General features: G+C 50.0%; 10 protein-coding genes. 3 read left to right on the plus strand and 7 right to left on the minus strand.

The features are described 5' to 3' along the window. Nucleotides 1-7 precede the first annotated feature (7 nt). Nucleotides 8-430 (plus strand): acyl-CoA thioesterase, encoded by a 423-nt coding sequence (locus tag H6F93_RS18045; protein ID WP_190683395.1) that lies wholly within the window; start codon nucleotides 8-10, stop codon nucleotides 428-430. A gap of 4 nt (nucleotides 431-434) precedes the next feature. Further along, the gene (locus H6F93_RS18050) at nucleotides 435-1,295 is read left to right on the plus strand and encodes an alpha/beta fold hydrolase (RefSeq protein ID WP_190683398.1); all 861 of its coding nucleotides are present in this window, start codon (nucleotides 435-437) and stop codon (nucleotides 1,293-1,295) included. Between the two features lie 126 nt (nucleotides 1,296-1,421). Here the strand turns inward: H6F93_RS18050 and H6F93_RS18055 are convergent, their stop codons facing one another. From H6F93_RS18055 to H6F93_RS18085, 7 genes are all read right to left on the minus strand, one after another. After that, nucleotides 1,422-1,649, minus strand: coding sequence for an HNH endonuclease (locus tag H6F93_RS18055; RefSeq protein WP_242043505.1), 228 nt, complete (start codon nucleotides 1,647-1,649; stop codon nucleotides 1,422-1,424). A 54-nt stretch (nucleotides 1,650-1,703) separates the two neighbouring features. After that, nucleotides 1,704-2,033, minus strand: a complete 330-nt coding sequence (locus H6F93_RS18060) for a KGK domain-containing protein (RefSeq protein ID WP_190683404.1) — start codon at nucleotides 2,031-2,033, stop codon at nucleotides 1,704-1,706. 81 nt (nucleotides 2,034-2,114) lie between these two features. Beyond that, nucleotides 2,115-2,423: a KGK domain-containing protein gene (locus H6F93_RS18065; RefSeq protein ID WP_190683406.1), complete on the minus strand. Its 309-nt coding sequence runs from the start codon at nucleotides 2,421-2,423 to the stop codon at nucleotides 2,115-2,117. A 6-nt stretch (nucleotides 2,424-2,429) separates the two neighbouring features. Next, nucleotides 2,430-2,849 (minus strand): KGK domain-containing protein, encoded by a 420-nt coding sequence (locus H6F93_RS18070; protein ID WP_190683409.1) that lies wholly within the window; start codon nucleotides 2,847-2,849, stop codon nucleotides 2,430-2,432. Between the two features lie 147 nt (nucleotides 2,850-2,996). Beyond that, the gene (locus H6F93_RS18075; protein ID WP_190683412.1) at nucleotides 2,997-5,528 is read right to left on the minus strand and encodes a dynamin family protein; all 2,532 of its coding nucleotides are present in this window, start codon (nucleotides 5,526-5,528) and stop codon (nucleotides 2,997-2,999) included. A 178-nt stretch (nucleotides 5,529-5,706) separates the two neighbouring features. Continuing rightward, complete coding sequence (locus tag H6F93_RS18080; protein WP_190683415.1) at nucleotides 5,707-6,060, minus strand: response regulator transcription factor; 354 nt, start codon at nucleotides 6,058-6,060, stop codon at nucleotides 5,707-5,709. A gap of 112 nt (nucleotides 6,061-6,172) precedes the next feature. Beyond that, nucleotides 6,173-6,472, minus strand: coding sequence for a hypothetical protein (locus H6F93_RS18085; RefSeq protein ID WP_190645620.1), 300 nt, complete (start codon nucleotides 6,470-6,472; stop codon nucleotides 6,173-6,175). A gap of 489 nt (nucleotides 6,473-6,961) precedes the next feature. Here H6F93_RS18085 and H6F93_RS18090 point away from each other — a divergent pair, with 489 nt between their 5' ends. Next, nucleotides 6,962-12,781 carry a HAMP domain-containing protein gene (locus H6F93_RS18090; protein WP_190645621.1) on the plus strand — a complete coding sequence of 1,940 codons (5,820 nt, stop codon included), beginning with the start codon at nucleotides 6,962-6,964 and terminating at the stop codon, nucleotides 12,779-12,781. Nucleotides 12,782-12,975 lie beyond the last annotated feature (194 nt).

The raw sequence follows: 12,975 nt of genomic DNA on the forward strand, positions 1-12,975 counted from the left end.
CCAGTCCATGCAGCCATATAAAACCCAGCTACGGGTGCGCTACCACGAAATGGACGCACTGGGGCATGTCAACAACGCCGTCTACCAGCACTATCTAGAACAGGCGGCGATCGAACACTCAGAACACCTGGGGCTTAACCTCGATCGCTATCGCGAACTGGGTGGCTGGTTTGTGATGCGACGAGTGGAACTCGACTATTTGCGTCCGGCGATCGCAGGCGACATCCTCGAAGTCACCACTTGGCTTCAGGAAATGCGCGGGACTCGTGCTATCCGGCGTTATGAGATTCGTAAGCAGGGTAGTGATGACCTATTGCTCAAAGCAGAGGCACTGTGGGTCTGGGTCGATGCGATCGCCATGCGTCCACGCGCAATTCCCGATGTTCTGATTGCCGCTTTTGGGCAACTTGCTCCCGCAGCCAAGGAGTAACCCAATGCAATCCCTAGAAACTTGGCAACACGACTACATCATCAGTAACGGGATTCGGCTGCATTATGTGACTCAGGGGGAAGGTCCGCTGATGCTAATGCTGCACGGCTTTCCTGAATTCTGGTACTCCTGGCGCAAGCAGATTCCTGAGTTTGCTCAAGACTACAAAGTCGTGGCACTCGATCTGCGGGGCTACAATGACAGCGAAAAACCCACAGACCAGTCTGCCTACGTTATGTCTGAGTTTATCAAAGACATAGAAGGCGTGATTCGTGGGCTGGGCTACGATCGCTGTGTGCTAGTGGGGCACGACTGGGGTGGGGCGATCGCCTGGAACTTTGCCTATGCCCATCCTGAATTGGTAGAAAAGCTAATCATTCTGAATCTACCCCATCCCGCCAAATTTGCTGAAGGTCTACGCACTCCCCAACAGCTTCTTCGCAGTTCCTACATTTTCTTCTTCCAAATTCCCTGGCTACCCGAACTGTTAGTACAAGCCTCTGGCTACCAGATTGTTGCTGCAGCTCTAACCGGAATGGCCGTTAACAAGAGTGCCTTCTCTGACGCAGATTTAGCTGCTTATAAAGAAGCCGCCGCTAAGCCCGGTGCCCTGACCGCTATGATCAACTATTACCGCAACCCATTTCAGCAGGGAATCGTCAACCAGGAATGGGGCGTTTTGGATGTGCCAACTCTGATGATTTGGGGCGAAAATGATACGGCTTTAGGCAAAGAACTCACCTATGGGACTGAAGCCTACGTCAAAAACTTTCAAATTCGCTATATTCCCGACTGTAGCCACTGGGTGCAGCAAGAACGCCCTGACCTGGTAAATCAATACATACGAGAATACCTGGCTAGCTAGTCAGATCTCAGTCATTACTTCCCGTAGGTTGGGTGAAGCAAAGCGTAACCCAACGAGACCGGGGCGATCGCCTAAATTCACACTGTAGCCCCCAGCTTAAATTAGAAGACCCGCAATTAAGCAGGTTCAAAAATCAAACCCACGCCGAAACCGTGGGTCAAATTTGTGTCGCTTACTAGAATTGCAAGAACAACAAAGCGTTTGCAAATTGCTGATGTCGTTGGAACCACCTTTGGCAAGCGGAATAATGTGATCCACCGAAAGTTTGGTGCTAGAGCCACAGCTTTTACACTGGTGCTGATCGCGTTCTAGCACATATTTTCTAACCTCTGTCGGAATTAAAATCCGGGGCATTTTACTCATCTTGAAACTAGGAATTTAGAGTTCTGGTGTATTTTGGCGATCGCCCTAATCAACAATAGTTCGTCGAATATCATCAAGCGGCGATTCGGGTTGAGAACTTGCTTCATCACTGCTTTCTGAGGTATCAGCCAACTCAGGTTCATCAGGACAAAACTCTATAGAGATTCTAACTCTTCCTTTCTGCCAACCTTGAGTAAGACCTAGAACCTCGCAACCCACACCAATATCAAACCAAAAAGCTTGTTTTCCTGTACATTTTTGTATCGCTCTTAGTAATTCAGATACCTTGAAGGTGTTATTACTCATCAGTCCACTAATGTTCCAGTCAGAGGAAATTACTGCACTTGGATCTAGCCTTTTAAAGTCATTATTCATTCGTTCTACTAATACTTTTAATTCTGAAGGTCTATTACGGTTTTGGCTTTAGCTAAGTTACGCGATGCTTCACCCAAACTACTAGAGGATTGTTTGGCGGATGTCTTCCAGGGGAGATTTAGGGACATCCGGGCAGAATTCTATGCTGACTCTGATTCTTCCTTTGTGCCAGTTCCGCTTACCAAATCTCAGGATTTCACAGGACAGTCCTTGTGAGAATAGGTGGGCTTCTTCATGAGATAGTAACCGTTGGGCGATCGCCTCCACAAACTCAGCGACTCTAAGAGTTGGTGGTAGATCCAAATACTGCAAAAGTTCAGCAGATTCTACTGATAAAACTTCGTCACGATTCAGTAGATCAAAGTTGTCTTGGCGATCGGTTTCTTGCATAAAATTCTATTCCTTGTCCTCAACTATCATTTGGCGAATGCTGTCCAAAGGTGATTCTGCTTGGATAGTTTCCAAAACTTTACTTTCGCCATCTTCTAAAGATTCAAGCTCTTCCACATAAAACTCAACCTCAACTTTGGTCCTGACTTTTCCGACTTTCCAACTGTCAGAACCGACCTGAAGAATTTCGCACTCCATACCAGAATTAAACCATCGGGCATATTCATCAGGCTTATTGTTAGGAGCTAAACGTTTTTGATCAATTTGGATTCCTTTATTTCTAAGTTCACCACTTAAATGGCTTCCTAGCGAACTGGAAAACGATAAATCTATTGCCTTCCTAAATTTCCCAACTTTGTATGTGGAATCACCAAACGCAAGGACATCATCGTTCCCGCGGTTTTGCCTTTCAAACTTTTCAGTCATAGTCATTCTGTCCAATTACAAATCAATGCTTGAAAGGTGAGTTTAGTTAGAGCAAATTTCTCCGGAGAGGGCGTAGCATTCGGGCGGGAATTTCTGGTTTGTTCTAGGGTTTATTTGCCGAATGCTGCGCCCCTACAGGTTGTTGGGCTATGGGGTTGATTCTTCAAATAGCTTTTGATGTTCTGCTTCTGTTGAAGAGACGATCGCCCCATTTGCTTCAGTGGTGACATCAGCTTCAAGTACTTCTGAAACTTCTAATTGAGGAGATAGGTCTGGGATTGGTAGAGGCATGAGCAGATCTGACCTGTTAATTTCTGGTAGCTTTTTGCGATCGAGATGCATAGATTCGAGGCAAGTGTTAATGCCTGCGATCGCCTTGTTGTAGACCGCGATTTTTTGCTCAACTTCAGCTTGTTTACGGCGATTGGTTTTGAGTTTTTCCTCTGCTTCTTTGTCGAGGATTTGAGAGAGGTAAAGCCGCGCCTGATCATACTGCTGCAAGATTGCTTCTGCCTGCTGGCTTGCGCTGGTTAGTAGGTGATAGTTGAGCGTTTGGTTAATTGTTTGGCGGAAGGTGCGCATTACCGTTTCTTTCACTTTTTGCTCAAGGTCGAGCTTGAGCAGTTGGCGAATGGCGGGTTCAGCTTCAATCATGTTTTGGTAGTCGTAACCCCGGCAAGCCTGTTGCAAGGTTTGGCGCAGTTGCCACATGGAACAGGTGCCCTCTGTGTAAAACTCGGGACGCTCACGCACATAGCGATCGCACTCCGTCCGGGCTTCGTTTACCACTGCCTTTTTCACCTGCTCTAGCAGTAGATTCAGGTTGCGCTCAATGCTGTCATCGTTTCCTAGCAGGCGATAGAGGTTGCGGTAATATTCCTGCTGTTTAACCCGATTGGTGAGTCGATGGAAGAAGTTGGTGACGACCTCAACAGCAGATTCGACCAGCACATCTTCTAGCCCATTTGCCAAGTAGTAGAAAGCCTCAGTCAAAATGCCCAACAGTGGCACAACAGAGTTGCGCTTATGGCTTGCCTGGGCGCGTTTGTGGACTTCGCCCACGGAGAAAGTGTTGAGCAATTCGTCCAAACGGCTAACCATTCTGGCTTTGAGCTTGAGGAAGTCGCGCTCTAAGGTGGAGTTGCTGGCGCTGGCGATCGCTTCATTCACCTCTCGCTCGATGTCTTGCTGAAAGGCATCTCCAACCTGCTTTAGCTCCTTACCAAGTTGCCTGAGTTCCTGTTCCTTAATTGCCTCAATGTCTTGCGGTTGGCTCTCCAGGTCTTGCCAGGTTGCCAGGTAAGATTTTCGCAGAGAAATGCAGAGCGGTTGCAGATCGTCTGCCAGGTTTGCCAGCAGCAGGGGGCGCTTTTCTTCGGTCAGGTAGCGGGTGACTGCGGTGCGAAATTCTTCGATGCCGCTGTCTAGAATCAGTTGCTCAATCAGCGGATCTCCCTGTTCGCTGAGAATTCGCACATAGTTTTCGTTGGGCGACTCGTAGCTTTTGACATCAATGCGGAAGCGGTCGGCGGGTAATTTACCAGAACTAGCGCAGTAGCGGTTAAATTCGCTGACAAACTGAGGCGTTTCTTCGTGTGCGTTGGTGTCCTGAACATTCTTAGCAAAAAGGGTATCGAGTCCAAAGCGATCGCCCCTTCCTGCTGCTTTAATCTGACTGCCATAGAAGCCCAACAATCCGCTAGTTTTGTAAACGCGGCTGGAATCGCGGAACTGTTCTTGAATCAGGTTATCGAGCCGTTGCCGCAGTTGGGTGTTGTACCAAGTTTCATCAACGCGGTTAAAGACATAGAAGAGGCGATCGCGAATACCGGGATTAGAACGAGTTCGTTCTAGCAGATCGGTTTCTTCAGTGGTCATATCGCCTGCCGACGCGGGTTTCAGCACACAGACAACGGCGGACGTATCTGAGTCTTCAATTTTGCGATAGGTTAAGTCAGCATCACGCTTGACGGGGGCATCAATTCCCGGTGTATCAATCAGAATGTTGCCATCTTTGAGCAAATCATGGTGACAGTAATATTCCACCCGCTTTAGTACAGCACTGTTGCTGCCTCGACGGGCATAGCTAGCAGCTTCTTGGAGCGTCGAGAAGTTGAAATGCTCCATTGAATAGGTCGTGTTGCTGACCGTATTAATGTGGTCGCGGTTGTTGAGCAATCCTTCGATCAGAAAATGGAGAGCGCTGGCTTGTTTCGCCCGTTCTGACTTACTCTCTCCACCTTCCTGGTGAATGATTTCCCGGCATTTTCGCCGCAGCAGATCCACCACTTCCATTTGATTGACGTTCACCGATGCAGTCAGTCCTAATCGCTGACAGAGGACGCTTGCCTGCTCTCGAATTTCTGCCTCACTCAAGAAGGTCAACACCACCCGCTCTTTGCCTGGTTCTGCATAAGCAATCTGACATTCGGTGCCAGTAGCGTGCCCTTCAGCGCTGTAGAGCAATTCTCGCTCCAGCAAAGCGTTGATCAGCATCGATTTTCCGGCGCTAAATGCTCCCGCGAACACGATCTCAAAAGTGGGGGCGATCGCCTTTCTTAAGGACGTATGAATCGCGGTCGTGTTTTGTTGCGATCGCAGCGAAGGTTCCTGGTTGAGCAATTGCAACAGTGCATCAACTTGCTCTTGCAGACTTTGGCAGGAGGGCAATTCGTCCATCGGTAGTGGAGTCCTTATGTGGGAAATGCTTGACGATAAAGAGGGATACCTTGCCCAGCATTCCCACTCCACATTTCAAGATTGAAGTGGTGGTACGGATTTCAACCCATACTGATAGAAAATTTCAGACCTCGCAGCTAGCTGAGTACTCTAAACTTGCCGCAGTACAACAGCAAACTCATGACAATACAGCTTTAATTCGAGCTAACAATTCACTGGTGTTGAAAGGTTTAGTGATGTAGTCGTTTGCACCTGCTTCTAGCCCCCAGGTTTTGTCAATGTCCTGGTCTTTGGCTGAGAGAATTACAATTGGCACATTAGAAAAGGCCCGAATGCGCCAGCAGATCTCCATGCCGCCGACTTCTGGCAGCATCAGGTCAAGCAAAATCACATCGGGAACTTGCTTATGAAACTGCTTAATTGCGGTTGCTCCGTCTGAGGCAGTTGTAACGTCATAGCCTTCTTTTCGTAAAGCGTAGCTGAGGCTATCTCTTAAAGGAGCTTCATCATCTACGATTAATACGTGTGGCATGGTTCAGATGAGTTTTTAACTTTTGTATCCTCTCGGACATTTTATCCTTAATGGTAGTTGTCACCTGCTTCTAAGGTAGTGACCATTTTGTTCCTGAGCGGCTACAGCCAAGCTATTGAGCTCGGAGGTCTGCCATCAACAGATTGATCCGCTCTGCCACATCCGCTTTTCCTTCTGGGTCAGCATTATGCAAAAAAATATCGAGAACAAACCAGCGGCAAAGAGCAGGGTCAATTTGTACCAGGTTAAGCATGACTGCGTTTAAAACTTCTGTCACCAGGTCATCAGGAAGCCGGCGAATTTCGTCGCAGATGGCGATTGCTTCTTCAGTTTTCTGGGTTTCTCTTGCCGCCACCATTACCTTAACCACTGCATTAACCAGCTTGCCTAAGTCATTTTCCAAATCGTTCATGTTTTGAGAACTGTTAATAATCGCTAAGTTGATCAAATTCAAAATAAATTTATGTAAGAAGGCGGAAACACGGCACACCACGCTTCCGCCTTCACCATAATTTTTTCGTGAATCCTAACACGGGAGTTGAAACAGTTTCCACAGCAATAAACCCCTTATCCTCCTTTTTCCGTGGAAAGAGCCGTACTAGTGAAAACAGAAAGAAACGGCATCTATCTTTTGGCAGAGATGTTTCTTCCTGTTCCTGCCTGATAATATTTGAGGAGTGAGACTTGCCCGACAAGTCTTTATTTCTCCGCGATCAACAGTGATCAGACAAGAAATGTCATTGATGTTACCGAACCAATCGAAGAACTGGAAAAGTGTCTTAGTAGGAACGCTTTCCAGTTAGCATGGGTCATTGTTGTAACCTCACGTTTCAACCTCAGGTGCATTAATCTCCTTGCTACTCTCACTTAATTTGCCTCACGTCTTAATAAGGATTAAGCCATGCCGACCGTGACAGCCAACAGTGACACTGACAATCTTGACCCCAAGCAACTTTTAAGAGTGCTGACAGAGGTAAAGAAAGGAAACTTTTCGGTAAGAATGCCTAATGACCAAACGGGCATTTCTGGAAAGATTTCTGACACGCTGAACGAAATCATCGAAATGAATCAGCGCATGGCTCAGGAGTTGGAGCATGTCAGTACGGTAGTGGGCAAAGAGGGCAAGATTGACCAGCGAGCTTCTTTGGGCAATGCCACAGGTTCCTGGACAGCGTGTGTTGAGTCGGTCAATACCTTAATTACTGACCTGGTGCAGCCTATGGAGGAAACCACCCGTGTAATCCGGGCGGTTGCTAGTGGTGACTTGTCACAGTCGATCGCCACTGAAATTGAGGGACGACCGCTGCGAGGTGAATTCCTGCAAACCGCGCAAATCGTCAACACGATGGTGGGGCAGCTCAATTCCTTTGCCTCTGAGGTGACGAAGGTAGCTAGAGAGGTGGGCACCGAAGGCAAACTCGGTGTACAGGCAGAAGTGGAAGGCGTTGCCGGAACCTGGAAAGACCTGACCGACAGTGTGAACTCAATGGCAGGCAGCTTGACAGCCCAGGTGCGGAATATTGCTGAAGTTACGACGGCGATCGCCAACGGTGACCTCTCCAAGAAAATCACCGTAAATGTGAAAGGCGAAATTTTAGAGCTGAAAGACACGATCAATGTGATGGTGGACCAGCTCAACTCCTTTGCCTCTGAGGTAACGCGGGTCGCGCGAGAAGTTGGTACAGAAGGGAAACTCGGCGTACAGGCAGAAGTCCGAGGGGTAGCTGGAACCTGGAAAGATTTGACCGATTCCGTCAACTTCATGGCGGGCAGCTTGACGGCGCAGGTGCGGAATATTGCTGAAGTCACGACGGCGATCGCGAACGGCGACCTCTCCAAGAAAATCACAGTAGATGTGAAAGGCGAAATTCTGGAGCTAAAAGACACGATCAACGTGATGGTCGATCAGCTCAACTCCTTCGCCTCCGAGGTGACGCGGGTCGCGCGAGAAGTAGGAACGGAAGGCAAGCTCGGTGTACAGGCAGATGTAAAAGGTGTCGCCGGAACCTGGAAAGACCTCACCGATTCGGTGAACTCAATGGCAGGCAGCTTGACGGCGCAGGTGCGGAATATTGCTGAAGTTACGACAGCAGTAGCGAACGGTGACCTGTCGAAGAAAATCACGGTAGATGTGAAGGGCGAAATTCTAGAGCTAAAAGACACGATCAATGTGATGGTGGATCAGCTCAACTCCTTTGCCTCTGAGGTAACGCGGGTCGCGCGAGAAGTGGGAACGGAAGGTAAGCTCGGTGTGCAGGCAGAAGTCCGAGGGGTAGCTGGAACCTGGAAAGACCTCACCGATTCGGTGAACTCAATGGCAGGCAGTTTGACGGCGCAGGTGCGGAATATCGCCGAAGTGACGACGGCGATCGCGAACGGCGACCTCTCCAAGAAAATTACTGTTCAAGTCAAAGGCGAAATTCTTGAACTGAAAGACACGATTAACACGATGGTCGATCAGTTAAGCGGCTTTGCCTCAGAGGTAACGCGGGTGGCGCGAGAGGTGGGTTCAGAAGGAAAGCTGGGTGTGCAGGCAGACGTGCGCGGTGTAGCCGGAACCTGGAAAGACCTGACCGACTCCGTCAACTTCATGGCAGGCAGCTTGACGGCGCAGGTGCGGAACATCGCCGAGGTCACGACGGCGGTGGCGAACGGCGACCTCTCCAAGAAAATCACCGTCGATGTGAAAGGTGAGATTCTCGAACTGAAAAACACGATCAACATCATGGTTGATCAGTTAAACTCCTTCGCCTCTGAGGTAACGCGGGTTGCGCGAGAGGTGGGAACGGAAGGAAAACTGGGTGTGCAAGCCGAAGTTCGAGGCGTAGCCGGAACCTGGAAAGACCTCACCGACTCGGTGAACTCGATGGCAGGCAGTTTGACGGCACAGGTGCGGAACATCGCCGAAGTGACGACAGCGGTGGCAAACGGCGACCTTTCCAAGAAAATCACGGTAGATGTAAAAGGTGAAATCCTCGAACTGAAAAACACGATCAACACGATGGTCGATCAGTTGAGCGGTTTTGCTTCTGAGGTAACCAGGGTGGCGCGAGAGGTCGGTTCAGAAGGAAAACTGGGTGTGCAAGCTTACGTGCGAGGCGTAGCGGGCATCTGGAAAGACCTGACCGACAGTGTGAACTTCATGGCAGGCAGCTTGACGGCGCAAGTGCGAAACATTGCCGAAGTCACGAAAGCGGTAGCAAACGGCGACCTGTCGAAGAAAATCACGGTAGATGTAAAAGGCGAAATTCTCGAACTGAAAAACACGATCAACACGATGGTGGATCAGCTCAACTCCTTTGCCTCTGAGGTAACGCGGGTGGCAAAAGAGGTAGGCACCGAGGGAATTCTGGGCGGTCAAGCAGATGTGCGAGGTGTAGCTGGAACCTGGAAAGACCTCACCGACTCGGTAAACTCGATGGCAGGCAACCTCACCGCTCAAGTGCGAGGCATCGCGAAAGTCGTGACAGCGGTGGCAAACGGCGACCTGAAGCGAAAGCTGATGCTGGAGGCGAAGGGCGAGATTGAAACCCTGGCAGACACGATTAACGAGATGATCGATACGCTGGCAACCTTTGCCGACCAGGTAACAACAGTTGCACGGGAAGTAGGGATTGAAGGGAAACTGGGCGGTCAGGCAAAAGTTCCTGGTGCGGCAGGTACGTGGCGCGACCTAACCGACAACGTGAACGAACTGGCGGCAAACTTGACCACACAGGTGAGGGCGATCGCCGAAGTAGCAACTGCTGTGACCAAGGGCGACTTAACCCGGTCGATTTCCGTTGCCGCAGAAGGCGAGGTGGCGATCCTCAAAGACAACATCAACCAGATGATCGCCAACCTGCGCGAGACGACGCAGAAAAACACCGAGCAAGACTGGCTCAAGACCAACTTAGCTAAATTCACCCGCATGTTGCAGGGGCAGCGCGACCTGGAGACAGTGTCCAAGCTAATTCTGTCGGAACTAGCTCCCCTGGTATCGGCACAGCACGGCGTATTTTACTTGATGGATGGCGGCGAACAGCAAGAAGCTTGCCTGAAGCTGCTCAGCACCTATGCTTACCGAGAGCGCAAGCATCTAGCCAATCGCTTCCATCTGGGTGAAGGACTGGTGGGTCAGTGTGCTTTAGAAAAAGAGCGGATCTTGATTACCGAAGTACCTCATGACTACGTCAAGATCAGTTCGGGTTTAGGGGAAGCTTCACCGCTGAATCTGGTGGTTCTGCCTGTTCTATTTGAAGGACAGGTGACGGCTGTAATTGAGCTAGCTTCCTTCCGCCGCTTCAGCGAAATTCACCTCACTTTCTTTGACCAACTCACCGAAAGTATTGCGATCGTACTCAACACGATCGCCGCCAGTATGAGAACCGAGGAGCTGCTGAAGCAGTCCCAATCTTTGACCGAAGAACTCCAGAGCCAGCAAAAGGAGCTAACCGACACCAACAAGCGACTAGAGCAACAGGCTCAGTCACTCAAGGCATCGGAAGAACTGCTGAAGAGCCAGCAAGAACAGCTTCAGCAAACCAATGAGGAGCTAGAAGAAAAAGCCGAACTGCTGGTACTGCAAAACCGCGAAGTGGAGCGTAAAAATAGCGAGATTGAACAGGCTCGACAATCTTTAGAGGAAAAAGCTGAACAGCTTGCCATGACCTCAAAGTACAAGTCTGAGTTTCTGGCTAATATGTCCCACGAGTTACGCACCCCGCTAAATAGTCTGCTGATTTTGGCGCGGCTGCTGACTGAGAACAATGACGGCAACCTCACCAGTAAACAGGTTGACTATGCCCGCACCATCTACTCTTCTGGCAACGACCTACTTGGCTTAATTAACGATATTCTCGACCTAGCAAAAATTGAATCTGGCACCATGTCAGTGGATGTCAGCCAGATTCACTTTAACGATCTGCGCGACCAGATTGAGCGAACTTTTCGACAAGTGGCCCAGGACAAAAAGCTAGAGTTTTCGATTGAATTCGCCGAAAACTTACCTTCGGCACTTTACACCGATCCCAAGCGACTCCTGCAAGTATTGAAGAACCTGCTGTCTAACGCCTTCAAATTTACTGAGCAGGGGCAGGTGTGTCTGCGGGTTGGGGTGGTGACTCAGGGCTGGAGTTCTCAGCGATCGCCCCTCTCTAGAGCTAACTCAGTGATTGCCTTCTCAGTTACCGACACCGGCATTGGCATTGCCCCTGAAAAGCAACGCCTGATCTTTGAGGCCTTCCAGCAGGCAGATGGCACAACCAGCCGCAAGTATGGCGGCACAGGGTTGGGGCTATCGATTAGCCGAGAAATTGCTCAGATGCTAGGTGGCGAAATTGCTCTAGTCAGCCAACCAGAGCAGGGCAGCACATTCACCCTCTATTTACCCCAGACCTATGTAAGCCCAGAGGATAAGCCCCAAGACCCCATCACCAGAACCCTCAGAAACGCTGAGTTAGTAACCACCTCTATCAGCTCTAGCGGACTAACAAGCCTATCGCTCTCCGGCACAAGTAGCTTGCCTGCCGCCGATATCGAAGACGATCGAGGCAACATCGAACCGGGCGATCGCGTTCTCCTGGTGATTGAAGACGACCTCAACTTTGCCCGAATTTTACTCGACATGGCGCGATCGCAGGGCTTTAAGGGCATCGCCGCCAGCCGCAGCGACGTAGGACTGATGCTCGCGAAAGAGTTTAAGCCCGCTGCGATCATGCTCGATATTCGTCTACCTGTGATGGACGGTTGGACGGTACTCGATCGGCTAAAGCGTGACCCTGAGACTCGCCATATCCCTGTTCACATGATGTCGGTCGAGGAAGGGAAGCACAAGAGCTTGAAGCTAGGGGCGATCGCCTACCTGCAAAAGCCCGTCAGCAGTGAATCTCTGTCAAATGCGCTGACCGACATCAAGAGCTTCATTGACCGTCCAGTCAAGCATCTGTTGCTGATCGAAGCCGATGAAATGCAGCGGCACAGTATCGTAGACCTGATTGGCAACAGTGACGTTAGCACGACCGCCGTCAGCAGCGGCTCCGCTGCCATCGAAGCACTGCAATCAGGGCACTTTGACTGCATCGTGCTAGACATGGGCTTGCCCGACATCTCCGGTCTAGAACTGCTGGAGCAAATCCGCCGTGAAGCCCCTAACGCCAATTTGCCCATCGTTATCTACGTCGGCAAAGAACTGTCCGCGCAAGAGGAAATTCAACTTCAGCAACTTGCCGAAACGACCGTCGTGCGAGAAGTCCGCACCCCCGAACGGTTGCTCGATGAAACGTCTCTATTTCTGCACCGAATTCAAGCAAACCTGCCTGCCCCCAAGCGGCAGATGCTAGAGCAGTTGCAGAAGTCTGACCCCATCCTCGCCAATAAAAAGGTGCTGATTGTAGATGACGACATCCGCAACATCTTTGCCCTAACCAGCGTGCTAGAGCGCTATCAAATGCAAATCATTCATGCCGAAAATGGGCGAGATGGCATTGCGCTGCTGCAATCTATGTCAGATGTTGACCTGGTATTGATGGACGTGATGATGCCTGAAATGGACGGTTACGAAACTATGCAGGCAATTCGTCAGGAAGAGCGTTTCAATGATCTTCCGATCATTGCCCTGACGGCAAAGGCGATGATGGGCGATCGCGAGAAATGCATTGAAGCGGGCGCATCCGACTACATCACCAAACCCGTCAACACGGATCAACTGCTGTCGCTGCTGCGAGTTTGGCTGTATCGGTAGGGACGAGGGATGGCGATCGCAGGCTAATTTTGTAGGGGCGGTTCGCGAACCGCCCCTACCGAGGTTTGTGGCTCATAAAAGTGAGAAATTGCTGTGAATTGGGTATCAGATTAGTGGACAAAGCTTCGTTAAAGCTTTGAGATCTGCCAATGAACCTCTAAGGTTCACAAACGAAGCTTAGAGTCTAATGAATG

Source organism: Leptolyngbya sp. FACHB-671, assembly GCF_014695745.1.
Taxonomy (GTDB): Bacteria; Cyanobacteriota; Cyanobacteriia; order Elainellales; family Elainellaceae; genus JAAUTN01.

Coding starts and splice junctions, on each gene's coding strand:
- H6F93_RS18045 (WP_190683395.1), top strand. CDS start 8: ATGCAGCCATATAAAACCCAGCTACGGGTGCGCTACCACGAAATGGAC.
- H6F93_RS18050 (WP_190683398.1), top strand. CDS start 435: ATGCAATCCCTAGAAACTTGGCAACACGACTACATCATCAGTAACGGG.
- H6F93_RS18055 (WP_242043505.1), bottom strand. CDS start 1,649: ATGCCCCGGATTTTAATTCCGACAGAGGTTAGAAAATATGTGCTAGAA.
- H6F93_RS18060 (WP_190683404.1), bottom strand. CDS start 2,033: ATGAATAATGACTTTAAAAGGCTAGATCCAAGTGCAGTAATTTCCTCT.
- H6F93_RS18065 (WP_190683406.1), bottom strand. CDS start 2,423: ATGCAAGAAACCGATCGCCAAGACAACTTTGATCTACTGAATCGTGAC.
- H6F93_RS18070 (WP_190683409.1), bottom strand. CDS start 2,849: ATGACTGAAAAGTTTGAAAGGCAAAACCGCGGGAACGATGATGTCCTT.
- H6F93_RS18075 (WP_190683412.1), bottom strand. CDS start 5,528: ATGGACGAATTGCCCTCCTGCCAAAGTCTGCAAGAGCAAGTTGATGCA.
- H6F93_RS18080 (WP_190683415.1), bottom strand. CDS start 6,060: ATGCCACACGTATTAATCGTAGATGATGAAGCTCCTTTAAGAGATAGC.
- H6F93_RS18085 (WP_190645620.1), bottom strand. CDS start 6,472: ATGAACGATTTGGAAAATGACTTAGGCAAGCTGGTTAATGCAGTGGTT.
- H6F93_RS18090 (WP_190645621.1), top strand. CDS start 6,962: ATGCCGACCGTGACAGCCAACAGTGACACTGACAATCTTGACCCCAAG.